A 24,674-nucleotide genomic window follows, 5' to 3' on the forward strand; every position below is an offset into this window, starting at 1 on the left:
TCGGTCCGCACCAATCCTCAAAGACCGATGGCATGCGCTCACGTGAAAAGAAGCCTGTTACGCATGTCGCTTGCCAGGGTGATGGGACCACCTGATTGCCAGGGGGATGGGACCACCGTGGCGCGTTATTGAGGATGCTTGTCGGCGGGGTCTGGGTCAAGCTGAGGGCGGGTTCGTTGGCGGTAGGACGGTCCTTCGATGACCAGGGTGTGCGCGGCGGAGGTCAGTCGGTCGATGGCTGATTGGGCCAGCAGGGTGTCGGCGGTCATGGTCAGCCATTCGGCGGGCTCGCGGTTCGACGTCATGATGGTGGTCTTGGCGCGGTGGCGCTCGACGACGATTTCGTAGAAGTCGCTGGTTTCGGTGGCGTCGAGGGGGCGTAGCGCGAAGTCGTCGATGATCAGAACGTCGACGGCGGCCAGTCGGCGGATCTCTGCGTCGACGGTGTGGTCCAGGCGGGCGGCGCGTAGCCGGGTGAACAGTTTGTCGGCGCGGCCGAAAACGACGGTGTGGCGGCGGCGAATAGCCATGTGGCCCAATGCTGTTGCCAGATGGGTCTTGCCGACGCCGACGGGCCCGAGGACGATCGCGGACTGGCCGGCATCGAGGAACCGTAGCGAGGTGAGATCACCGAGCAGGGTGCGGTCATAGCGCAGGTCGTCGTGGGCGTGATCGCGCTCATCGAAAGTCCTCAGGTGTGCTCGCCGAAATTCCTCACCTGTGAGCAGCGGTCAGTGTAGTTGTTGGCGGTTGCCGGTGGTGGTTCGGCGTAGCGTTTCGGCGGCCGCTTGGTGGTCGCGTAGGCGGTAGGACTCGCCGTCGAGGTTGATTACCACGGAGCGGTGCAGCAGGCGGTCGAGCATGGCGGCGGCGACGGTGGTGTCGCCGAGGATGTCGCCCCAAGCACCCACCCCGCGGTTGGTGGTGATGACGATGCTGGTCTTCAAATATCGTTGGGAGACAACCTGAAACAGCGCCGATGCGGCCTCGGCGGGCAACGGCAGGTAGCCCAGTTCGTCGATCACCAGCAGCGTCGGTCCGGCGTAGAAGCGCATGGTGGTGGCCCAGCGTCCTTCGATGGCGGCGCGGTGACAGCGGGCGGCCAGATCCGCGGCGGTGGTGAAGTAGGTCCGGTAGCCGGCGTGCGCGGCAGCTCTGGCGAGGCCGACGCTGAGGTGTGTCTTGCCGGTGCCCGGTGGGCCGATGAGCAAGATGTTGGTCGCCGATTCGAGGTAGCGACACGTGCCCAACTCATCGATGAGCTTGCGGTCGATCCCGGCGGCGGCATCGACATCGAAATCTACGAGGGTGGCCGGGGTGGGCAGGCAAGCGAACCGCAACCGGCCCGCTAGGCGGCGCGCGGTGCTGGCCTCGACTTCGACGGCCAGCAGCCGCTCCAAGGCGACGGTGAGCGAGAGTCCTTCGGCGCTGGCCTGGTCCAAGACGGCGGGCAAGGCTTCGGCGGCGGCAGCCAGTTTGAGCTCGGCCAGATGCGAGCGCAGCTGTTGATAGCGGCTCGCGGCTGCCGACGGCGCCTCCTCGGCGGCGGCCCTAGTGGTCTTCGGGGTGCGTGGGGTGGGGGTCATTGGATGGTCCTGTTCTGGGCGGCCCGCTCGTAGGCGGACAGGTCGATGACGGTGGAATTGGTTGATGGAGTTGATGTTTGGATTGTTTCGGCATCGAGCCGCAGTAGTTGTGCGGCAGCGGCTTTGGCGGCTGGGCCGGGTGGGATGCGTTCTTTGCGGCGGTGTGGGCGTCCGGTGGTGGCGGTGGCCATCGCGGCGGTATCGAGGGCGATGACATGGCCGCTGTCGCGCACCATCACCCCGAGCCCGTCGGCGGCCATCCGGTGGCGGGCGATCACGATCCCGCCAGTGGTGGCGATGTCGCAGAACTGGCCACCGACAGGATGGCTGACCACGACCTGAGCCGCCGCCAGTTCCGGGGGCACCGAATAACGGTTACCGCGATAGGACACCAACGCCTGCCGCGACGCTGTGCGAGTCTCCGACACGATCACCGGATACGGCGACGCCGGCGCAGGTGCCAACGGCTCGGTCTTGGCCACCACAGCGACCGAGGACCGGCCGTCGGCGGTGGCCCGCAGCCGGGTGTCGCCGCGCACCGCGGCGAAGCGATCCAGGCTCACCTGAGCCTGCTCCACGGTGGCCTCGTCGGCCAGCGTCCGCCACCAGCGCTGCGCCGCAGTGTGATTGACCTTCTCCACCACACCCTTACGGTTGCCCCGCCGAGCCGGGCAGACCGCCACTGAGACGCCGTAGTGCTTGGCCACCCCGGCGAACGACGCGGTCACCCGACCCGAGCCGGGATCACACACCGTGGCCATCCGGTCAAAACGCCACACCCGCGTGACCCCGCCCAGGCCTCGGGTCACCCGGTCCAGGCAGGCGACCAGGTGCGGCTGGCCTTCCGAGGGCGCCAGGGCGGCGCGCCACTTGCCCGAATGCGCTAGCGAGCCCACCAGCAGATGCGCGGTCTTGCCCCACCCCCAGGATGCCGGCGGATCGGGCAATTCCAGCCAGTCCCATTGGGTTTCCTCACCCGGGGCGTGCGGGATCACCGCGTTCGGGCGCTGTGTGGCCGTGCGGCACGCCTCGCACACCGGACGCAGATCCCGGGCCCGGATGTTGCGCGTCAGGCTCTGATACGACAGGCCGAACCCCAGCTGCTCGAGCTCGTCGAACAGGGTGCGCGCCCACAGGTGCGGGTCCTCGGTCAACCGGGCGGTGACGTAGTCGACGAACGGATCGAACGGGTCCGGACCGCTGCGGGCACGGACCCCCGGTTCGCCGCCACCGGCCAGATACTTGCGGACCGTCTTGCGGTCGAAACCAGTGTGGCGGGCGATCGCTGAGATCGACCAGCCACGACGGCGTAGGGCATGTACTTCCAAATCGTCCTCCCATGTGAGCATGAGAAAGCGGGCCTCCTTCGGTGAAGCAACTGGCGTCAGACACCAGCAGCTTCGAGGGAGGCCCGCCCTTCTCGGCGGAGCCACACGGGTGGGGAATTTCGATGAGCGTCAGTGGGGAATTTCAGCGAGCGCGGTCAGGCGGTCCAGGTGTCAAACCGCATGCTCGGATCGAGTCCGGCTTTGGCCGCTCGTAGTGCCGCGGAGCGGGATTCGCGTCGGGAGACCTCGTCAGCCAGCAGTGTTTCCAGGAAGCCGATGTGGCTGAGTTTGTGTTGTCGGGCCAAGGCGGCGCGTTCGGGCAGGGTGTCAGCCAGTGCACCGAGCTTGAGGGCTTTGAGCAGTCGGAGCAGATCAGCGCCGATCGGGTCGGTAGCTCCACGGGCGGTGGTAGTCATGTCAGCGGTTCTCCTCGGAAAAGATGGTCAATGATGTTGGGGTGGAGTTGAATTCGGAAGGATCACGGGCGAAGCGGGTCGCGGTGTGACCGACCGCTTTCGGCAGGGCCGGGGAGCTGGTCTCGGTGGCGCGCTCCAGCATGGAGGCGATCTTGTTCACCGAGACGACATCGAGATCCAGCGACAATGAACAGGCCTGTTCGACCCGGTCGGCGCCGTAGCGGCGCACCAGACCCAGCAGCCGGTAGACGGTACGCATCTTCGTCCAGGGCAGCCGGTCATCGAGGATGCGTTCGGCGTAGATCCCGACGTTGGGGCCGTGGGAGGCGCAGGTGGCGATCAACGCCGCCACATCACGCAGCGCGTAGCCGGTCTTGTGTTCGGGCAGATCAGCGGGGGTCGGTGCTGCGCCCACCGGCCGGTTGGCGGGGATGGACCTTGACCAGCACGCCGCGGCGATAGAACTTCACCAGCTCGGTGTCGGCGCGCACGTCCAGGTACTGACCGATCCAGCATTCGGGCAGCGAATACAGGGCCTTGGCGACCTCGGCGTGGAAGTCGCGGTGGACCTTGACCCTCTTGAACACCGGCACGTCATAGACCTGCGGCACCGCCAACAGCCGGGGCTGCTCTTCGTCGGTGAACACCTCCAGCGGGCGTGCGCAGGTGGTGCCGTGGGTGCGGGTGCCCGCAGTGTCACGACACCACGCTGTGGCGGCGTCCTGCGCCTGCTGCAGACTGGTGAATGTTTCTCCGTCCCAGAAGTTTCGCCGCACGTACTGCACGGCGCGTTCCACCCGTGGCTTGTCTTTCGGCGAGGCCACCCTGGCGGGGTCGGTCAGAAACCCGCTATGCCCGGCGTAATCCAGCCAGCCCTGGCTGAACTGCGGGTTGACCGCGTCCGCGTCGGCGATCACCGGCTTGAGATTGTCGGGGATCAGCACGGCGAACACCCCGCCGAAGAACTCCCAGGCCGCCTCGCAGCCTGCGATCACCGCGGCCAGGGTCTGCGAGTACGACAACCACACGAACATGTGCCGGGAGTACACCGCGGTGAAGATCAGCGCGTGCACCTTGCGGCGGCGCCCGTCAGCAGCGTCGGTGAGCATCCCCAGGTAGCCGAAGTCGACCTGGCACTCCACTCCGGGATCGCCATCAGCGACCCGCACCGTGAGGTCTTTGCGGCCGAAACCGCAACGCTGGCTGGCGAATCGGTGCAACGTCCGATACGGCACCACACACCCCTGCCGGGCCAACAGGGTGTGGATCTTCGTGACCGTCAACGGCCGATGCTCACCGGTGCCGGCCACCCAGGCGGTGATCTGATCTTCGAAGCCCACCAGCTGCTCCCACGCCGCCCCGTGGCCATCGGGGCGCACCGGACGCACCGCCTCGGCAACCATCCCGATCAACGCATCATCGACCGCGCTGACGTCGTCGTCGCGACGCAAACCCGCCGCCTGGGCGGCCTCGACGTAGCGGCGCACCGTCTTGCGGTCCAGGCCGCAATGCGCGGCAATGCTGCGGTACCCCGGCGCCGGCAGTCCCACCACCCCCAGCCACACCCGCAGCACTTCCCTGATCTCATTCACACTGACCTCCCGAAAAGCCATGCCCGCCGACCTCCGTGACCTTGAGCCGTCACGGCGATCGAACGAACAAATGAAAAGACCACCGACGCGACGCGCCGGTGGTCCCATAACTGGCAATCCAGGTGGTCCCATCACCCTGGCAAAAATCAGGTCACACTGGTCCCATCCTCATGGCAGACGACACCAGCCTCGTTCGTTCCGCTGCGACCATGTGTGGGCATCCGCAGCTCTACTCCCCGGTCCGACCGTTTCGTGACGACAGGGGGTTCACCTCGACATAACCGTCGCACTCCGTTCTCATGAGTCGGGCGCCGCGTTGGAACCACAACTACTAGGTCGGACCGTTCCGTAAATCTCACTTTCATCTCCATTTGGACATCAGATGGACATCTCACCTGAGAATTCGACGTCAAACTTGAGAAGCCACATCGTCGGCTATCTTGTGGCTTCTCAAGCTTTGCGTCCACTCGTCAGTCGCTGAGCTGGACGAAACGCAAGATTCTCACGTCGTGTCCATACCGAGGATTCTCAAGTTCATGTCCACTCGCCGGCAGGAAGGATTTCGCGCTGCCCGCCCTCAGGTGATGTAGCCAACTCCATGCGCCATGTTTCGTCACGTGACAGCATCCCGGCCTCTGCTTCGACGGATGTTGTTGCAGTCCAGTAGATTTGGCTACAGACTGATATCATACGCGGAATTTTCAAGTTTGTGCCCTCTTCGCAGACACCTCTGCCGTACCGCAGAGCAGCACGTTCCAACCTGCGGGGACTGTCTAAATAACGGTGGAACTGGTTCTGGTCTGACACGCCGAGTGTGGAGCTTGGCGGGAAGGACTGATGATGCCATCGTGTGGACATTTAGGAAGAGAATTGGCCATAAGACTTGATAAGCCACAGCAGCCGTCGTCACCGGCAACAGCAGCCGCCGCACCACCACCGCCTGGCGCCGCCGTTGTGACTTCTCGCGCTTGATGACCAATCGGCGGTCCGTCAAGTGGGGTTATGCGCGTTGGCTCACAGCATGACCGTCGAGATCTGTCCCGACTTTGTGACCAATGTTCGCGGGCGCTTCACAGCCGATATTCGGCCAGCGAAACGGGGCGCCGTGCCGGCACGGGCAGCGAGGCTCGGATCTAGCAGCGGTGACCCGCGCATAGAGCAAGGGAGACGCGACGTTCGTCGCTAGTGCTCCAGACTTGTCGAACTTCCTTAATTACTGCGGCGATCGTGCGTTGGGCGTCACCTACCGCTTGGCGACAAGCACCGGGACCTCGCTCGTGGTGAGCTGTCGGAAGGCCGCAACTCGGCTGATGTCAGCTAGTTTGGCGTTCGCACCCGTTCCGACGACGATCAACTGAGCGGAACGTGCGTCGGTCACGAGTGGCTTACAGTTGCTGTCACTGGTCGTGATTCGGCGTACTCGAACATCGGGGTAAAGTTCCTGAAACCCGGCAAGCCGTTCTGCTAGCACCTCTCGTTCCTGCTCTCGGTTGTTGGCCCATTCGATGGGTGACCAGCTGATAGCCGGAAATCCGAGGTGACCTGGCTCGCTCCAGGTATGGACGGCGATCAGGCTGGCGTGGCGTCGTGATGCTTCGTCGAACGCGGCGCGAATTGCCGGTTCAGATGAACGGAGTCCGTCGATCAGCACGATTACCGGCAGCCGTAAATCTGCCGCGGCTTCGGGAATGCTTGCAACGTTGCTGTGTCCCCGACGGACGAGCGCGCTGAGTGTCCGATGTGTACTGGGACAATCGTTTCCCAGGGCGACGATCTCCGCTTGTGCCGACAGCTGGATCAGCGTGTGCTCCAACGGCGCATCGACTGCTATCGCTCGGACGAGTGGCAAGGAATCCCACCCCGTTTTGATTGTTTGGCTGGCAGTGGTGCCGGTTGTGACGAGCGTGAGCGGGATGCGGTGTGTGGCTGCGTGGTGCGTGGCCCACTGCGTTGCCGTGGTCGAGACGCCGGTCCCAATTCCGACCACGACACCTAGTCGGCTCGACGGCAGCGTCTGCGATGAGACTGCGGATTGGCGGCTGGAGTGGATGTGTCTCGTGGCCATCTTCGTGGTCGTCCTAACTATTCCTGCGTGCTCTCGCGGCGGCGGTTTCCGAACGTTGTCCGTGTGGTTTCACTGTCGCGCGCGGAGCGGTGCCGTGTCTTTAGGGGTAGCCGTAGCCCTGCGGCGGGTCCTCCCGACGGTGACCTTCCGGCTAGCCGGAAGGCAGGGGTAAGGCCAACCGTGAAGTAGTCACGGAGGGTGTGCAGGGGCGGCCACTATACGGCAGGCTGACGCCGTGGCGAGTATGAGCGTGGTAGCCCGATGAGGAGCGGTGCGCCGACCGTGCTCGGGCTGTGCTGGGCCGCGTTGACGCTCGAAGGCTACGACATCGTGGTTTACGGCGCGGCGGTCCCGTATTTGCTGCAGGTTGAGCCGTGGGGGCTAAGTCAGGTCGACGTCGGCCTGCTCGGTGCGGTGGCTCTGTCCGGGATGCTGGTCGGCGCGTTGATAGCGGGGATTCTTGCCGACCGCTGGGGGCGCCAACCCACGCTGATAGCAGGTGTGGTCGTGGTCGGCGGAGGCATGCTGGTGTGTGCCGGGGCACCCACACCGATGGTTTTCGCGGTCGGTCGTCTGCTCGTCGGGATGGGCGCAGGTGCCATGCTGCCGGCGACGTCCGCCCTTATCGCCGAGATTGCCCCGTCCGATCGCCGCAACCTTTATCAAGGGCTGGTATTCGGTGGGATCGGCGCCGGCGGCCTGCTGAGTGCGCTAGCAGCTCTGGCGTTGGCCGAGTCGGGCGGATTCCGCATACTCTTTCTCGTCGGTGCGCTGCCGCCAATCATTCTGGTTCCCGCGATGTTGCGGTGGTTGCCCGAGCCGGCGGAGTTTCTGAGATCCGCGGCAATGCCGGCGCATCCCGCCCGTTGGCGCTGTCTGTTGGGCCGCGGGTTCGTGGTCCGCACCGGGTTGTTCTGGGCGACGACATTCTTGAGCCTGCTGGTGTTGTTCGGCGCGTACACGTGGCTGCCGGTGCTGATGATCCGCGCCGGCTACTCCCTTGGTACGTCACTGGTGTTTCTCATGGTGCTCAACATCGGCGTGGTAATCGGATCAGTCGCGGCCCCGTGGGCCGCCGACCGCTGGGGTACTCGTGCGATGATCCTCACCGCGTTCGGCACCGGCGCGGTCGGGTTCACCCTGCTGGCTCAGCATCCACCGGCGATCGCCGCCTACGTCCTGGTGGCCGTCATCGGCGCCGGCGCGGTCAACGCACAGTTCCTGCTCAATGGGTTGATCGCCGCCTCCCATCCAACCGACCTGCGGGCCACCGCGCTGGGAGCGGCACTGGGCGTCGGCCGTCTCGGTGGGGTGGTCGGCCCTCTGTATGGCACCCAGCTGCTCGCCGAGGGGGCGGCAGTCGCGGCGGGGTTCTACGGTTTCGCGCTGCCCTCGGCCTTGGCCGGCGCGTTGAGCCTCGCGCTACCGAAGGCTCGCAAGGAGTTGACGTGACGTCGGCTGCGTTGGTGGGACGGGAACGCGAAGTACAACACCTGCGCACGTTGATCGCGGGGGTCGAGGACCGGGGCGGTGTGCTCGTGCTGCACGGCGAGGCCGGCGTGGGTAAGTCGACGCTGGTGGCCGAAGCCCGTCGCCGCGCCGCGGCGTCAGACATGCGGGTGCTCGCCACGGTCGGTGTGGAAAGCGAACAGCATCTGCCGTACGCGGGTTTGCATCAACTCGTCTTCCCAGTCCGATCGGGCATCGACAACTTGCCGGTATCGCAGCGTGATGCCCTGCGCGCCGTGACCGGCCTATCCGACCAACAGGTCCCTGACATCTACTTGGTCGGGTTGGCGGTACTGAATCTGCTTGCCGAAGTCGCCGCTGAGGCGCCGCTGCTGCTGGTGGCCGAGGACGCTCATTGGCTCGACCAGGCCAGCGTGGACGTCCTGACGTTCGTGGCCAGACGGCTGGAGTCGGAGCCCATCCTGCTGCTGGTGGCCGTCCGGGACGGCACGCCAGCGCGGATCCTCGACGCAGAGCTGCCTTCCTTGGCGGTCGCGCCGCTGTCCGACTCCGCAGCGGAAACGCTCCTGGACTTGGTGGCGCCTGGTCTGGTTCCGGTGGCACGGCGTCGCCTACTCGATGACGCTGCGGGAAACCCATTGGCGCTGACCGAACTTCCCAAGGCCGTGCAATCCGGCGCCGGTATCTCGACTGCGGGGCCACTGCCGCTCACGCGTCGCCTGGAGCGCACGTTCACCGCTCGGCTGGCGCTGCTCCCACCCGACACCCGGTCGGTGCTGCCGGTCGCGGCGCTCAACGACAGCGCCGCGGCATCTGAGACCCTCGCAGCGGCGGCGTCTGTCCTCGCCCGAGTCGTCACCGACGCGGTCTTGGCACCCGCGGTATCCGCGCAACTGATCGTCTACGACGGCGCTACCGTCACCTTTCGGCATCCGTTGATGAGGTCGGCGGTCGTGTCGACCCTGAGCGGAGATGATCGCCGACGGGCTCACGCTGCGCTGGCCGCGGTTCTTGGCGACCAGCCGGACAGGCGGGCCTGGCACCGCGCGGCGGCGACGCCGGGCCCCGACGAAGACGTTGCCGTCGAACTGGATTTGGTGGCGCAGCGCGCCCAGCGACGCGGTGTCGTCGATTCTTCGATCATCGCCCTGGAGGAAGCAGCTCGGCTCAGCACAGATAGTCGGCGTCGAGCGGAGCGGCTGCTGCGTGCAGCCGATCTTGCGGTGGAGTCGGGTCGCCGCGACATCGTCCAACGGGTGCTCGCGGAGGTCGAGTCGCTGGAGCTGTCCGGGCAGCAACAGACGCGCGTGGCATGGATCCGCGGCAGTTTTGACGACGGCATGCGCGACCCCACCGTAGGCGCTGTGGAGTTGGCGCGCCTGGCCGAAGCAATCGCAGCCGACGGAGACCATGATCTCGCGGTCCGCATCCTGTGGAGCGCCGCTTTGCGCTGCTTCTGGTCTGAACCCGGCACACCTGCCCGCCAGTACATCGAGGGGGTTGCGGATGCGCTGCTACCCAACCCCGAGGACCCTCGGTTGTTGGCCATCCTCGCCTATGCCGTGCCGATTGAGCGGGGCTCGACGGTGATCGCCGGCCTGGCCCGCCCTGATCATCAGGCCGAGACCGAGCCGCGCGAGGAAAGGTTCCTGGGCACCGCCGCACTACTGGTCGGTGCTCTCGACCATGCGGTGCGACTCAACGCCGCCTCGGTGGAAGGTCTACGGGCGCAGGGCCGGCTGGCGCTGCTGGCGCGAGCCCGCGCGGCGCAGGCATGGAGCGCGACCCGACTGGGCGACCTCGCCGTGGCCATCCCCGCCGCCGACGAAGCGCGCCGCCTCACCCGCGAAACCGATCAGCCGTTCGTGTTCGGCATCGTCCGCGCCTCCCAAGCCGAAATCGCGGCCCTGAGGGGAGAGCACGAACAGGCGGCCCAACTCGCCGCCGAGGCCGAACGGGCCGGAATGGCCGTCGGCGCCCGGCCCATCCTCGCCACCGTGCAAACCGCCAAGGGGATATCGGCACTCGCCCAGGGACGCTTCGCCGACGCCTTCAACCAGCTGCGCCGCATGCACGACCCGTCGGATCCCGCGTTCCAAGTAGCGCTGCGGTGCTATGCACTACCAGAACTGGCTGATGCCGCGGTCCGCAGCGGTCAGGCCGACGTGGCCGCCGAGATCGTCGATCGAGTGGCGTCCTTCGCCGAAACCAACAGCTCACCCGCAATGGCACTGGGCGTGCGGTACGCACGAGCCGTACTTGCCGACGCAGACGGGGCCCAAGAGCTCTTCGAGCAGGCGCTGAGCATGATGCCCGAGGGGTGGCCGTTTCAACGTGCCTGGGCGCAACTCGCCTACGGCGAATGGTTGCGGCGTCAGCGCCGCACCACCGAAGCCCGCCCGATGCTGCGTTCTGCACGCGAAACCTTCGATGCGCTCGGCATCATTCCATGGAGCGAACGGGCGCGCAATGAGCTGCGCGCGGCAGGAGAAGGCAGCCCACGACGCGTTACGGACGTGAACGAACGCCTCACCGCCCACGAGTTACACATTGCTCAGCTCGCCGCGGACGGCCTGACCAATCGCGAGATCGGCCAGCGGCTCTACCTGTCCCACCGCACGGTGAGCACCCACCTGCACCGGATCTTCCCCAAGCTAGGAGTCACCTCCCGCGCCGAACTCGCCGCAGTCCTGCACACCACCCCGCCGCGCCGATGACGTACACCGACAGCGTCATCTGACGCTCGCGAGCCCCACCGCCCCGTTCCTAGCCTTCTCCCATGTACGTCGATCAAGGAGGCAGGCATGGGACTATCAGCGACCGAGGCCAGGAGCAACCGCGGTGTGGCCCAGCCGCTGATTTCCGGACACCTCGTGTTGGCGGCGGTGCCGCAGCCGATCCTCGTCATCGATGCGAACGGCAACGCTGTCTACGCCAACCCGGCAGCCTCACAGCTGCTCGGACAGGAGCCCGCAGACGCGGTGGATGGTCGGCTGCTGCATCGCTATTGGCATCACGACTGCTCAGCTGAGACGCTGCCCGACTGCCGACTGCTTCGCGCCGCATCGACTGGCGCGGCGACCGAGCAGCAGGCGGACCGGCTGATCCGCGCGAATGGGTCGAGTTTCCCGATCACGTGGTCGACTGCGCCCTTGAACGTCGACGTCGGGTTCGCGGTGGTACTGACCTTCGCCGACATCAGCGCCGCACCGTTGCCCACCGAACGACTACGCATGCTCGAGGCGGGGAGGGCCGCGCGCAGGCAGGTGACCCGCGATCTGCATGACGGCGCTCAGCACCGGCTGATCAATCTGTTGATCCGCCTGCAAATCACTCGGGACGAACTGCCGGACGGCAGCCCGCTAGCCGATACCTTGGCGGCGGCGATGGTCGAGGCGAAGCTGGCGATCACCGATCTGCGGGAGCTGGCCGCGGACGGGTTTCCGGAGGTGCTCGCCACCGACGGCCTCATTCCGACGGTGATGGCGCTTACTTCACGGACAGTCGTACCGACGACGCTGCACACGCGACTGCACGAGCAGTGCAATGTCGGTGTGTCTCTGGATATTGCGCGCCACGCATACCTGCTGATCTCCGAAGCGTTGACCAACGTGGTCAAACACGCCCACGCCACCCGCGCCGACGTTCGTCTCGATGTCGAGGCGGACCAACTGCATATCGTCGTTTCAGACGATGGCCTCGGAGGCGCCGATGTGGGCCAAGGCTCGGGAATGTCGGGGATGCATGACCGCGTTGGCTCCGTCGGCGGCATGCTGGTCGTCGATTCACGCCGGGGCCGGGGAACGGTGGTCGCAGCCCACCTGCCGCTGCGCTCAGACGCTGGCCTTCAGATGACCCCGTGCAGCGATGCGTTCGCAGCAGCTGAGGCGGTCTCGTGATTCAGGTCGTCGTTGCCGACGACAACGCGTTGATCAGGGCGGGCGTGGTCCGCTTGTTGGAGCGCGAGGGGATCGCAGTCGTCGATGTCGCCTGCGACGCCGATCAACTGCTCGCCAGTGTCGAAGCCCATACGCCCGATGTTGTAGTCACCGACATTCAGATGCCGTCCCGTCAGGGTCGCGACGGCCTCACCGCCGCCATTGCGCTTCGTCAGCGTCATCCCGGCATCGGGGTACTGGTGCTGTCGCAATACTGCGAAGAGGAATACGCGCTGAGCCTGGTCGGTGACCGCGCTGAGGGAGTCGGGTACCTACTCAAGGAGAAGTTGGTGGAGCCCGATGTGCTCCACGACGCCGTCCGGCGGATAGCCGCGGGTGGTTCGGTGTTGGATCCCGACGTGATCGCCCGGCTCGCTGGGCGCCCCCGTCCGGGCGGTCGGACCTCTGCGCTGACCCCGCGTGAACACGACGTGCTCCGCCTGATGGCGACGGGGCTGTCCAACGCCGGTATCGCGGGAGAACTCGTCGTGAGTGTCGCCGCCGTGGAACGCCACGTCACAAGCATCTTCTCCAAACTTGGTCTCTATCAGGAGGATACGGATCAGCACCGGCGCGTCGCGGCTGTTCTCACCTTTCTCAGCGGCTCCGCACCGCAGTGAGAAGCGGTGCTCACCGACAGAAGCTCTTGAAGTGCGTCTGTTTCGACGCATCCCGACCCGACGGCATATCGCGCCAGATGTCTGCGGTAGCGGTCGTTTCCGCATTTTTTGCGGGTGGCGTCGACCACGTTCGAAGGCGTGCGATCTCTGCGGTCGTGTCGAGGAGCCGGTAGAAGTCCGGACATCACAGGTAATCCTGTGCGGGTAAACCCCACGCCGGGCTGGGGGTTAACACGCATCACAGTTGTGGCGCCACCACGACAGACGCGGGCCCTTCACGGGGGCACGATTGATTTCTCGGTGCGATGAGCGCACAACGTGTTGGGAGGATGCGATGACGACCTACCGGCTGCTCGGCCGCTCGGGGTTGCGGGTCTTCCCGCTGTCACTGGGCACGATGACGTTCGGTACCACCTGGGGGTGGGGCGCCGACGCCGAGGAGGCGCGCCACATCTTCGACGCCTATGTCGACCGGGGAGGCAACCTCGTCGATACCGCGGTCAACTACACCGACGGTGAATCCGAACGATTCGTCGGGCAGCTGATCGCAGGGAAGCGTGACCGGTTGGTGGTGTCGACCAAGTACACGATGTCGCGCACGCCAGGAGATCCGAACTCCGGAGGCAACCATCGGCTCAACATGATGCGCTCGGTGGAAGCCAGTCTGCGGCAGTTGAACACCGACCGCATCGACCTGTTGTACGTACACGCCTGGGACTTCACCACCTCCCCGGAGGAGGTGATGCGCGGGCTGGACGATCTCACGCGCGCAGGCAAGGTCGTCTACGTCGGAATTTCCGATACGCCCGCGTGGCGGATCGCGCAGATGCAGACCCTGGCGCAGCTGCGCGGCTGGGCGCCCCTGGTCGCCTTGCAGATCGAGTACAGCCTGGTCGAGCGGACCGTCGAACACGAACTGATTCCGATGGCCGCGAACCTCGGCGTCGGGGTCATGCCGTGGTCTCCGCTGGGCGGCGGAGTTCTGACCGGCAAGTACACCCGCAGCGACCTGGACCGCACCGAATCAGCGGCGGTGAGCGGTAGTCGCGCCTCGGTGATCGCCTCGGTCGGGCACCTGACCGAACGGAGCCTGCAGATCGCCGCCGTCGTAGCCGAAGTCGCCTCCGAGATCGGCTGTACCGCAGCGCAGGTGGCGCTGGCGTGGGTGTTGCACCAACCCGGTGTCGCTTCGCCGGTCATCGGTGCGCGCACGGTGGCGCAGGCGGTGCAGAACCTCGATGCCATGTCGGTGGCACTGACCTCCGATCAGATCGTGCGCCTCAACGCCGTCAGCGATTCCGGATCGGTCTTCCCGACCAGCTTCCTGCGCCGGCCGATGACCCACCAGCTGATCTTCGGCGACACCACCGTGGATCCCACCCGCGCCACCGCACTGCCCTGATCGACGTTCCCCTCACCTGCACGCAGTACACCGGAAAGGATCCATCATGAAGCGCACCACTGTCGGCGGTCTCGACGTGTCCGCCCAAGGCCTGGGGTGCATGGGGATGAGCGAGTACTACGGAGTCTCGGACTGGGACACCAACATCGCCACCATCCAGCACGCCATCGACGTGGGAGTCACCTTCTTCGACACCGCCGACCAGTACGGGTCCGGCCACAACGAGGTACTGCTGGGCCGCGGGATCGCCGGCCGACGCGACACCGTCCAGATCGCCACGAAGTTCGGCATCGACCGCAGCAGCGGAGACGATCTGCGCGTCTATCGCGGCGACCCGCCCTACGTGAAGCGGTCCTGCGACTCCTCGCTGCTGCGCCTCGGTATCGACCACATCGACCTGTACTACCTGCACCGGCCCCCGCAGAACGCCGAGATCGAGGACACCGTCGGCGCGATGGCCGAGCTGGTCTCTGCAGGCAAGGTCCGGTACCTGGGTTTGAGCGAGGTCAGCGCCGACCTGCTGCGGCGCGCCCACACGGTGCACCCGATCGCCGCTGTGCAGAGCGAGTACTCCTTGTGGACGCGCGACGTCGAACACGTCACCCCAGTGATGGCCGAACTGGGCATCGGCCTGGTGCCCTACTCCCCACTGGGACGGGGCTTTCTGACCGGAGCGGTCCAGACCGCGGCCTTGGACCCCACCGACTTCCGTGCCCGCAACCCGCGGTTCACCGGTGACGCCGCCCAGCACAACCAGGTGATCGCCGACACCGTCCGTGGCGTCGCCGACCGACTCGGGGTGCTGCCAGCTCAGGTGGCACTGGCCTGGGTGTACGCCCAAGCGCCACGCTTGGGCGTCTCCGTCGTGCCCATCCCCGGCACCCGTCATGCGCAGCGTCTCGATCAGAACGTCGCCTCGCTGGACGTTGACCTCGACGCCGACGCTTTGGCGCAGTTGCAACCGCTCAGCGACTTGGTGATGGGTGGACGCTACGCCGATCACGGCGTGCGCTGAGACACCCGAAACAACCTGCGAGAGAGAGAAGCGCCGTGGCCTACCGACTCGACGGAAAGACCGCCGTCGTCACCGGCGCATCCAAAGGACTTGGCGCCGCGATCGCGCTGCGGTTCGCCGCCGAAGGTGCCGCCGTGGTCGTCAACTACTCCCACAGCCGGCAAGCCGCCGACGACGTCGTTTGCCACATCACCCGATGCGGGGGTGCAGCGGTGGCGATCCAGGCGGACATGCGCGACGAGGAGCAGGTCCGCCGGCTGTTCGCCGAAGCTCACCACACCTACGGCGGCATCGACGTCCTGGTCAACAACGCCGGCGTATATCACTTCCAACCCTTACAGGACCTCACCCTGGAGACGTTTCGACACCACTTCGACCTCAACGTCTACGGCTACCTGCTAGCGATCAAGGAAGCCATCGCATACATGTCACCCGGCGCGAGCATCGTCAACATGAGCTCCACGGTCACCGCCTTCGGTCCCACGGATTCCTCGGTGTACACGGCAACCAAGGGGGCGATCGACGGGTTGACCCGCGCCCTGTCCAATGAGCTGGCGCCACGGGGGATCAGGGTCAACGCGATCAAGCCAGGAGTCGTCGACACCGACGGCGTGCAGGCCGGCGGCTTCCTGACCGACGGCTTCGGCCAAGCCATCGTCGCCGAGACGCCACTGGGTCGCCTGGGAGCACCCGAGGACATCGCACCCGCCGCCGTCTACTTGGCATCCGACGAAACAGCCTGGATGACAGGCGAATACATCACCCTGTCCGGCGGTCACCGCTAACCGACCGACCGCCTACGGAAGGACATCCGATGCCGAATGCCATCCCCGAACCAACCGCCAGCGACGTGGTTTCGCACTACTTCGACACCTTCTTCAGCCACGACATCGGCCGGACGCTGGAATGCCTCACCGACGACGTGCTCTGGCATGTCCAGGGCGCACCCGACGTACCGACGATCGGCACCCGCCACGGCAAGGACGAAGTGCGGGAATGGTTGCAGTCGTTTCCCAAACACTTCCAGCCGCTCAGCTTCGCCATAGAGCACACCTTCGAGCACGGTGACCACGTTGTGGTGGTCGGTCAATTCAGCCACCGGATCATCGACACCGGCCGAGAGTTCAGCAGCGACTTCGCGACCATCTGCACCGTCCGCGACGGCAAGCTGGCCAGCTACAACTTCCTGGAGGACTCCTTCGGGCTGTGGAACGCCTTTCAACAACAACCGGACGGGGTGAGTGCCACGCCGACCTTGGCGTGTGCCGATGCACCGCGGACGCCAGGACTGTAGAGGACGAAGGGAGAACTCGGATGAACCGACGAGTAGTCGTGGTGACCGGCGCATCGAGCGGATTCGGGCGCTTGAGCGCGGAGGCGTTGGCGCGCGCGGGGCACCGCGTGTACGCGGGCATGCGCGATACCGACGGACGCAACGCCGCGGAGGTTGCGGCACTCGACATCCTCTCGCTGACCGAGGAACTTGACATCCGCGGCATCGAATTGGATGTGCAGAGCCAGGATTCGGTCGACGCGGCCATCGCCCACATCGTGGCCGCCGACGGCCACCTCGACGTCGTCATCCACAACGCCGGACACATGGTCTACGGACCAGCGGAAGCCTTCACCCCCGACCAGCTGGCCACGATTTACGACGTCAACGTCATCGGCACACAACGAGTCAACCGGGCCGCGCTTCCGCACTTACGCCGTCGCGGCGAAAGCCTCGTGGTGTGGGTGTCCAGCAGCAGCTGCGCCGGAGGGACACCCCCGTACCTGGGTCCATACTTCGCGGCGAAAGCCGCGATGGACGCGCTGGCGGTCAGCTACGCTCGTGAACTCGCGAGATGGGGCGTCGAAACGACCATCATCGTGCCCGGCGCATTCACCTCCGGTACCAATCACTTCGCCCATGCCGGCGCCCCTGCCGATCGCGACGTGATCGAGCAGTACGAGCGCGGGCCGTACGCCGGGTTCGGTGCGCAGCTCCAGGTCGCCTTGGATGGCATCGTGCCCTCCGACGCCGACCCGAACACCGTTGCCGCGGCCATCGTCGATGTGGTCGACACACCCTTCGGTACCCGCCCCTTCCGCGTTCACCTCGACCCCAGCCAGGACGGCGCCGATGTCGGATTCGCAGTCCAGGACCGTCTCAAGGCCGAAATGCTGCGCCGACTCGGACTGGCCGACCTCCTGGCACCCACCATCACCGCGACGTCGCAACTGCCCCAAAACCACAGCTAGCCCGTTTCCGAGAGAAAGAACTCCCCGTGAACATCACCGGCAACACGATCTTCATCCCCGGTTCGACAAGTGGCATCGGCTTGGCGTTGGCGCTCGCCCTACACGAGAAGGGCAACACCGTCATCGTCGGCGGACGCCGCGCCGATCTGCTCGACGGCATCGCCGACCGGCATCCCGGGATCGACACCGTGCAGATCGACACCACGGACACGGCAAGCATCACCCGCGCAGCCAACCAAGTCCTGGCCCGCCACCCCGACCTGAATGCTGTCATCGCGATGGCCGGCGTCATGCGCGTCGAAGACTGGCATCACCCCGCCACCTTCCTGGATTCCGCCGAAGCTGTGATCACCACGAACCTGCTGGGTCCCATCCGCCTGATCGCGGCGTTCATCGAACACCTTCAACGGCAACCGGCTGCGACGATCATCACGGTGTCCTCGGGACTGGCGTTCGCGCCGCTGAAGGTCACGCCCAGCTACAACGCGTCAAAGGCCGCCGTCCACATGCTGACCGAGACACTACGGCTGCAGTACGCCGACACCAGCATTCAGCTGATCGAACTCGAACCTCCCTCGGTGGCCACCGATCTGCTTCCCGGACAACGCGACAGCTCCTTCGCGATGCCGCTGGACGAGTTCATCGACGAGGTGATGACGATCCTGGAAGCAGACCGCGACGTCAAGGAGATCCAAGTCGAACGCGTCAAATTCCTCCGCTACGCCGAGGCGCGCGGCGACTACGACCACGTGGTGGCAACACTCAACGCGGCCGACCCACACGGGAACCAGACCTGAGCGCAATGACCCGGCCACATCCCGTTCTCACACCGCTGAGTCCCGCGGCGATCTTTCTCGTCGCGACAATCGACGACGGCGGCGAACCCCGCGCGCACAGCACACTCACCGATCTGTCGGCTCTGGTGCGCGGCGTCGCGTTCCGGGTGCCATCGGCCAATCTGACCCTCGTCACCGGCATCGGATCCGACGCCTGGGATCGGCTGTTCGCCGGCGCCCGCCCAGCCAAACTGCACCCCTTCATCGCACTCGACGGCGCACGCCACCGCGCTCCGTCCACACCGGGAGATCTGTTGTGGCACATCCGTGGCCGATCGATGGATGTCTGCTTCGAACTCGGACGCAGGATCCTGGACTCGGCGTCTGGCGCCGTGACGGTCGTAGACGAAGTGCACGGGTTCCGGTTCTTCGAGATGCGCGACTTACTCGGATTCGTGGACGGCACCGAGAACCCCCAGGGCACGGAAGCCGAGACAGCCGCCGTCGTCGGCGACGACGATGACCCGGAATACGCAGGCGGATCCTATGTCCACATCCAGCGGTACACCCACAATCTGTCGGCGTGGGACGCGCTGAGCGTCACGGAGCAAGAGTTGGTGATCGGGCGAACCAAACTGGAGAACATCGAAGTACCCGATGCGGCCAAACCGTCGAATTCTCATCTGGCGCTCAACACCATCACCGACGAGGATGGACACGAACTCACGATCGTGCGGGCCAACATGCCCTTCGGAGAACTCGGCTCCAGCGAGTGCGGCACCTACTTCATCGCCTACTCGGCTGACCCCGACGTGCCCGAGACAATGTTGCGAAACATGTTCCTCGGCAACCCACTCGGGAACACCGACCGCATCCTCGACTTCTCCACCGCTCACACCGGCGGCCTGTTCTTTGCGCCCACACCGGCGTTTCTCGACGATCCGCCCCCGCTGCCCGTGCAACGGGCCAAGACCAGCCCACCTCCACCTCACCGAGCCCAAACCGCCCCGGATCACTCGCTGGCCATCGGCAGCCTGAAAGGACGATCCTGATGGACAACCTGTACCGAAACTTGGCACCGATCACCGACGCCGCCTGGGAGCAGATCGACACGGAAGCCAGCCGAACCTTCAAGCGCCATATCGCCGGACGCCGCGTCGTTGATGTAAGCGCGCCGGCCGGCCCGACGAAAGCAGCAGTCAACACCGGTCATTTACTCGACCTGACGCCACCGGCCGGCGATGTCATCGCCCACCTCCGCGACCTGCGACCCTTGGTGCGGTTACGGATTCCCTTCACCGTCCAGCGTCGCGACGTCGACGACGTCGAACGGGGATCGCAAGACTCCGACTGGAGTCCGGTGAAGGACGCGGCCAAGAGGCTGGCGTTCGCCGAAGACCGGGCCGTCTTCGAGGGCTACGCCGCCGCGCGAATCGAGGGCATCCGCAGCTGCACCTCCAACCCCACCATGGCGCTTCCGCCGGATCCACGCGGCTACCCCGATGCCCTCGCCCAGGCGCTGTCGCAATTACGTCTGGCGGGTGTCGACGGGCCCTACTCCGTGTTGCTGTCCGCGGATGCCTACACGAAGGTCAGCGAGACGACCGAGCACGGCTACCCCATCCGAGAACACCTCAACCGCCTCGTCGACGGAGACATCATCTGGGCGCCGGCTATCGCTGGCGGCTTCGTATTGTCCACCCGCGGCGATGATTTCGACCTACAGATCGGCCAGGATGTCTCGATCGGTTACCTGTCTCACGACGCCGGCACCGTCGTGCTCTATCTTCAGGAGACCGTGACGTTCCGGTGCTACACAGCCGAGGCCGCTGTCGCCTTCACCGAGTGACCGCCGTCTCGCTGCCCTGAAGTCCGCCCATCCATCGACCTCACTGCTACACAGAATGTCCCGCGACGGATCCTGCGGCCCGAGCCGTGGCGTTCCCATTCCGAGCTGTTCGTCGGATCGTCGCCGTCCATCAGGGGGCTCCACGATGCACGCCCTACCTGTTCGAGGAACGTTGTTGTGGGGTTCGCCGCGAGCCCCAATGGAGGCTAGCCCTACCGCGGAAGTAGCGTCGCCACCATAGCCTTAGCCGACAGCACCCGAACATACTCAGGTCATGAATGTTGCCGCATCACAGCAGAATTCCATGACTGACGGCATGCACCTGCTGGTGGATGCGCTTCAGCTCAACGACGTCGAGACGATCTACGGGGTGGTGGGCATCCCGATCACCGACGTGGCCCGGCTGGCTCAGGCCTGCGGTATCCGCTACATCGGATTCCGGCACGAATCGGCGGCCGGTCACGCCGCGGCCGCGGCGGGCTTCCTGACCAAGAAGCCCGGCGTCCTTCTCACCGTGTCGGGACCGGGGTTCCTCAACGGCATGGTCGCTGCGGCCAACGCCACGGTGAACTGCTTCCCGCTGGTGCACATCGCCGGCTCCAGTGATCGCGCCGTGGTGGATATGCGCCGTGGCGACTACGAGGAACTCGATCAGATGACCGCCGCGAAACCGTTCGTCAAGGCCAGCTTCCGGATCAATCGCGTGCAGGACATCGGACGCGGCGTGGCCCGAGCCATCCGCACCGCGGTCTCGGGCCGCCCCGGCGGCGTGTACCTCGACGTGCCGGCTGCAGTGCTGGCCGAGACCATCGAGGCCGCGGCTGCGGCCGAGACGCTGTGGCGCGTGGCCGACCCGGCTCCGGCGCAGCACCCGGCAGCCGAGCGAATCACCGACGCGCTGGCGCTGCTGGCTAGTGCGCAGCGGCCGCTGATCGTGCTGGGCAAGGGCGCTGCCTACGCCCAGGCCGACGACGCGATCCGCGAGTTCGTCGAATCCACCGGCATCCCGTTCCTACCGATGTCGATGGCCAAGGGCCTGCTGCCCGACGATCACCCGTCCTCGGTCGCCGCGGCGCGATCGCTGGCGCTGGCCAAGGCCGACGTCGTACTGCTGATCGGGGCGCGACTGAATTGGCTGCTGGCGCAGGGGGAAGCACCGCATTGGTCGCCTGCCGCGCAGTTCATTCAGGTCGACATCGACCCCGGCGAGTTCGACAGCAACCATCCGATCGCCGTCCCGCTGGCCGGGGACATCGGCTCGGTCATCGGCGATCTGAACGCCGGCCTTGAACGTCATCCGGTGTCGTGTCCGCAGCTGTGGCAGATCGAACTCGGAGAGAAGCGCCGGACCAACGACGCCAAGATGGCCACCCGCCTGGCGCAGGACCCGCATCCGATGGGGTTCTACAACGCACTGCGCGCCGTGCGCGACGTCCTGGCCGACCGACCCGACGTGTACGTCGTCAACGAAGGCGCCAACACCCTCGACATCGGCCGCAACGTGCTCGGCATGAGCGTGCCGCGCCACCGCCTCGACTGCGGCACCTGGGGAGTGATGGGCATCGGTCTCGGCTACGCGATCGCCGCCGCCGTCGAATCCGGCAAGCCGGTCGTGGCGATCGAAGGCGACAGCGCGTTCGGGTTCAGCGGGATGGAGGTCGAAACCATCTGCCGCTACCAGCTTCCCGTCGTCATCATCATCCTCAACAACGGCGGTGTATACCGCGGCGATGGCATCGACCCCGCAGGCACCGACCCGGCACCGACGGTGCTCGCACCCCGCGCCCACCACGAACAGGTGATGACCGCCTTCGGCGGCATCGGTTACCACGTCACCACCCCCGCCGAGCTGCACACCGCTCTGCAACGAGCACTGGACGCCGCAAGGCCCGCGCTCATCGACTGCGAACTCGCCGTCACGGCCGGCACCGAATCCGGACACCTGACCAACCTCAACCCGCACAGCACCGTCCCCCTGGCCCCCGTTTCCTGAAACCACCTCAGCCCTTCACCATTCGAGAGGACCCAACACCATGGCCGCCACCGCAACCGCCCCGCTCGCCGGTATCAAGGTCATCGACTTCACCGGCGTGCAAGCCGGCCCAGCCTGCACCCAGATGATGGCCTGGTTCGGCGCCGACGTGCTCAAGGTCGAACGCGTCACCGGCGGCGACGTCACCCGCCACCAACTGCGCGATATCCCCAACACCGACGCGCTGTACTTCACCATGCTCAACAGCAACAAGCGCTCACTGGCCATCAACACCAAGACCCCCGAAGGTCTGGAGGTGATGGAGAAGCTGATCCGCGAGGCCGACGTGCTGGTGGAGAACTTCGCCCCCGGCGCGATGGACCGCATGGGGCTGTCCTGGGAGCACATCCACGAACTCAACCCACGCCTGATCTTCGGCTCGGTGAAGGGCTTCAACGACGAATCCCCCTGGAAGGACCTCAAAGTCTACGAAAACGTCGCCCAGTGCGCCGGTGGTGCCGCCTCCACCACCGGCTTCTGGGACGGTCCACCGACGGTCAGCGCGGCGGCCCTCGGCGATTCGAACACCGGCATGCACCTGCTCATCGGGCTGCTCACCGCGCTGCTGGCGCGCGAGAAGACCGGTGTCGGTCAGAAGGTGTCGGTGTCGATGCAAGACGCCGTGCTCAATCTGTGCCGGGTCAAACTGCGCGACCAGGAACGCCTCGAGAAGGTCGGCTACCTGGAGGAATACCCCCAGTACCCCAATGGCACGTTCACCGACACCGTGCCCCGCGGCGGCAACGCCGGCGGGGGCGGGCAGCCCGGCTGGGTGCTCAAGTGCAAGGGCTGGCAGGACGATCCGAACGCCTACATCTACTTCACCATCCAGGAACAGAACTGGGAGAAGACCTGCCAGGCGATCGAGAAGCCGGAATGGGTCGACGACCCCGCCTACGCCACCGCCACGGCGCGTCAGCCCCACATCTTCGACATCTTCGCCGACATCGAGAAGTGGCTGGCCGATAAGACCAAATACGAAGCCGTCGGCATTCTCCGCACCTTCGACGTGCCGTGTGCGCCGGTGCTGTCGATGAAGGAGATCGCCGAAGACCCCGCGCTGCGGGCCAGCGGCACCGTCGTGGAGGTGCAACAGCAAGGCCGCGGCACGTTCCTGACCGTCGGCAGCCCGATCAAGTTCTCCGACTACACCCCCGCCATCACCGGCGCTCCGCTGCTCGGTGAACACAGCACCGCCGTGCTGAGCGATCTGGGCTACACCGCCGACCAGATCGCGAACTTTCAGGTCGCACACGTCATCGCCGACCCCGCTGAACACTGACCTCCGACAACGAAGGAACACAACATGTCACACCACCTCGACTCTCCACTTGCCCGCCAGGACATCCGGCTCGACATCACCGACCTCTACGTCTTCCGCGGCGAAATCGGCACGGTGTTGGTGATCAACGTCTGCCACTCCCTGGGCGGTGACATCCCGGCACCGGGCTTCCATCCCGAGGGGATGTACGAGTTCAAGATCGACCTCGACGGCGACGCGATCGAGGACATCACCTATCGCGTGCAGTTCACCGACCGCGACCACGACGGCCGGCAGTACTACACGGTTCGACGCCTCTCCGGACCGGACGCCGCCGATCTCGATGCCGTCGGCCCGGAAGTGCTGGCCGGCACCACAGGTGATACCAACGTCAACGCTGCGGGCCTGCGGGCGTGGGCTGGCCAGGCGAGCGATCCGTTCTGGATAGAACCCGACGTGCTGCACGCCGTTGGACACGCCGTCCAGGACGGCACCACCGTGCAACTCGGCGAGTGGACACCGGCGAACGCGACCAATCTGTTCGCAGACCAGACGGTGTACTCGCTGGTTCTGGAGGTGCCCGACGCCGATCTGACACCCCGCGCCGCGGACGACCGCATCGGGGTGTGGGCGGTGGCCACGCTCGGCACCGACGCCGGCGGCTGGCGGCCCATCAACCGGGTGGGCCTGCCGATGATCCATCCGCTGTTCACCCAGTTCGACGAGCAGCTCGGCGACGACCTCAACGCCGGTTACCCCCGCGACGACTACGCCGTCTACGGCGAACGCGTCGCCGGCAAGCTCGCGGCAGTGATCGGCGCCTACGGTACGGCCACCGATCCGCACGCCCAGGCCCGCGCCGTCGCGCGCCGACTGTTCCCCAACGTCCTGCCCTACACCGTCGGCACGGCGGCGGCGTTCAGCTTCGCCGAGTTCAACGGCCGCTCCCTGATCGACAACGCCCCCGACGTGATGTTCACCCTGGCCGCAAACACCCCGATCACGTTGGGCATCGGCAAGGAATCGGTCAAGGCCGCACTGCGGTCCGAGTTCCCCTACGTGCCCCCACTGGGCTGACCC

At 66.0% G+C, this 24,674-nt stretch carries 18 protein-coding genes and 3 pseudogenes; 15 read left to right on the forward strand and 6 right to left on the reverse strand.

Features of this window, described 5'->3' with window-relative positions; all coding sequences use genetic code 11:
* Positions 1–125 precede the first annotated feature (125 nt).
* The 6 genes and pseudogenes from BLW81_RS06020 to BLW81_RS06045 all read right to left on the reverse strand — a co-directional run.
* Positions 126–668 (reverse strand): annotated as a pseudogene (locus BLW81_RS06020) (ATP-binding protein); the annotation flags it as partial.
* A 63-nt stretch (positions 669–731) separates the two neighbouring features.
* Positions 732–1,586, reverse strand: a complete 855-nt coding sequence (gene istB / locus BLW81_RS06025; protein ID WP_059166926.1) for an IS21-like element helper ATPase IstB — start codon at positions 1,584–1,586, stop codon at positions 732–734.
* Entirely contained in the window at positions 1,583–2,935 is a 1,353-nt protein-coding gene (locus tag BLW81_RS06030; RefSeq protein ID WP_059166925.1) for a Mu transposase domain-containing protein, read from the reverse strand. The genes istB and BLW81_RS06030 overlap by 4 nt, the downstream gene beginning before the upstream one ends.
* A 137-nt stretch (positions 2,936–3,072) precedes the next feature.
* Positions 3,073–3,330 (reverse strand): annotated as a pseudogene (locus tag BLW81_RS06035) (ATP-binding protein); the annotation flags it as partial.
* Between the two features lies 1 nt (position 3,331).
* Positions 3,332–4,943: pseudogene (istA, locus tag BLW81_RS06040) on the reverse strand (IS21 family transposase).
* 1,222 nt (positions 4,944–6,165) lie between these two features.
* Positions 6,166–6,735, reverse strand: a complete 570-nt coding sequence (locus tag BLW81_RS06045) for a universal stress protein (protein WP_157897607.1) — start codon at positions 6,733–6,735, stop codon at positions 6,166–6,168.
* A gap of 558 nt (positions 6,736–7,293) precedes the next feature.
* On the opposite strand from BLW81_RS06045, the gene BLW81_RS06050 reads away from it, so the two are divergent.
* The 15 genes from BLW81_RS06050 to BLW81_RS06120 all read left to right on the forward strand — a co-directional run bounded on the left by BLW81_RS06050 (position 7,294) and on the right by BLW81_RS06120 (position 24,671).
* Positions 7,294–8,439 (forward strand): MFS transporter, encoded by a 1,146-nt coding sequence (locus BLW81_RS06050; RefSeq protein WP_157897608.1) that lies wholly within the window; start codon positions 7,294–7,296, stop codon positions 8,437–8,439.
* A complete protein-coding gene (locus BLW81_RS06055; protein ID WP_083406433.1) occupies positions 8,436–11,174 on the forward strand; it encodes an AAA family ATPase in 2,739 nt (912 codons plus the stop codon). Before BLW81_RS06050 ends, BLW81_RS06055 begins: the two co-directional genes overlap by 4 nt.
* Before the next feature lie 126 nt (positions 11,175–11,300).
* Entirely contained in the window at positions 11,301–12,356 is a 1,056-nt protein-coding gene (locus tag BLW81_RS06060; RefSeq protein WP_162277402.1) for a sensor histidine kinase, read from the forward strand.
* Positions 12,353–13,015, forward strand: a complete 663-nt coding sequence (locus tag BLW81_RS06065; protein ID WP_157897609.1) for a response regulator transcription factor — start codon at positions 12,353–12,355, stop codon at positions 13,013–13,015. The genes BLW81_RS06060 and BLW81_RS06065 overlap by 4 nt, the downstream gene beginning before the upstream one ends.
* A 334-nt stretch (positions 13,016–13,349) precedes the next feature.
* On the forward strand, positions 13,350–14,417 hold the full coding sequence (locus BLW81_RS06070) for an aldo/keto reductase (RefSeq protein WP_083406435.1): 1,068 nt from the start codon (positions 13,350–13,352) through the stop codon (positions 14,415–14,417).
* A 46-nt stretch (positions 14,418–14,463) separates the two neighbouring features.
* On the forward strand, positions 14,464–15,432 hold the full coding sequence (locus tag BLW81_RS06075; protein WP_207553309.1) for an aldo/keto reductase: 969 nt from the start codon (positions 14,464–14,466) through the stop codon (positions 15,430–15,432).
* Positions 15,433–15,467: 35 nt separating this feature from the next.
* Positions 15,468–16,217 carry an SDR family NAD(P)-dependent oxidoreductase gene (locus BLW81_RS06080; RefSeq protein WP_076047309.1) on the forward strand — a complete coding sequence of 250 codons (750 nt, stop codon included), beginning with the start codon at positions 15,468–15,470 and terminating at the stop codon, positions 16,215–16,217.
* Positions 16,218–16,246: 29 nt separating this feature from the next.
* Positions 16,247–16,726 (forward strand): nuclear transport factor 2 family protein, encoded by a 480-nt coding sequence (locus tag BLW81_RS06085; RefSeq protein WP_076047310.1) that lies wholly within the window; start codon positions 16,247–16,249, stop codon positions 16,724–16,726.
* A gap of 20 nt (positions 16,727–16,746) precedes the next feature.
* On the forward strand, positions 16,747–17,676 hold the full coding sequence (locus tag BLW81_RS06090; RefSeq protein ID WP_083406436.1) for an SDR family NAD(P)-dependent oxidoreductase: 930 nt from the start codon (positions 16,747–16,749) through the stop codon (positions 17,674–17,676).
* Between the two features lie 26 nt (positions 17,677–17,702).
* Positions 17,703–18,473, forward strand: a complete 771-nt coding sequence (locus BLW81_RS06095; protein ID WP_076047312.1) for an SDR family oxidoreductase — start codon at positions 17,703–17,705, stop codon at positions 18,471–18,473.
* Between the two features lie 5 nt (positions 18,474–18,478).
* Positions 18,479–19,504 carry a Dyp-type peroxidase gene (locus tag BLW81_RS06100; RefSeq protein WP_083406437.1) on the forward strand — a complete coding sequence of 342 codons (1,026 nt, stop codon included), beginning with the start codon at positions 18,479–18,481 and terminating at the stop codon, positions 19,502–19,504.
* Positions 19,504–20,301, forward strand: coding sequence for a family 1 encapsulin nanocompartment shell protein (locus BLW81_RS06105; RefSeq protein ID WP_076047313.1), 798 nt, complete (start codon positions 19,504–19,506; stop codon positions 20,299–20,301). The genes BLW81_RS06100 and BLW81_RS06105 overlap by 1 nt, the downstream gene beginning before the upstream one ends.
* 274 nt (positions 20,302–20,575) lie before the next feature.
* Positions 20,576–22,294 (forward strand): oxalyl-CoA decarboxylase, encoded by a 1,719-nt coding sequence (oxc, locus tag BLW81_RS06110; RefSeq protein ID WP_083406438.1) that lies wholly within the window; start codon positions 20,576–20,578, stop codon positions 22,292–22,294.
* Positions 22,295–22,334: 40 nt separating this feature from the next.
* Positions 22,335–23,615: a formyl-CoA transferase gene (frc, locus tag BLW81_RS06115; RefSeq protein ID WP_076047315.1), complete on the forward strand. Its 1,281-nt coding sequence runs from the start codon at positions 22,335–22,337 to the stop codon at positions 23,613–23,615.
* A 24-nt stretch (positions 23,616–23,639) separates the two neighbouring features.
* Positions 23,640–24,671 (forward strand): DUF4331 family protein, encoded by a 1,032-nt coding sequence (locus BLW81_RS06120; RefSeq protein WP_083406439.1) that lies wholly within the window; start codon positions 23,640–23,642, stop codon positions 24,669–24,671.
* Positions 24,672–24,674: the final 3 nt, after the last annotated feature.

It is taken from the genome of Mycolicibacterium rutilum (genome assembly GCF_900108565.1).
In the GTDB taxonomy this organism is placed as follows: domain Bacteria; phylum Actinomycetota; class Actinomycetes; order Mycobacteriales; family Mycobacteriaceae; genus Mycobacterium; species Mycobacterium rutilum.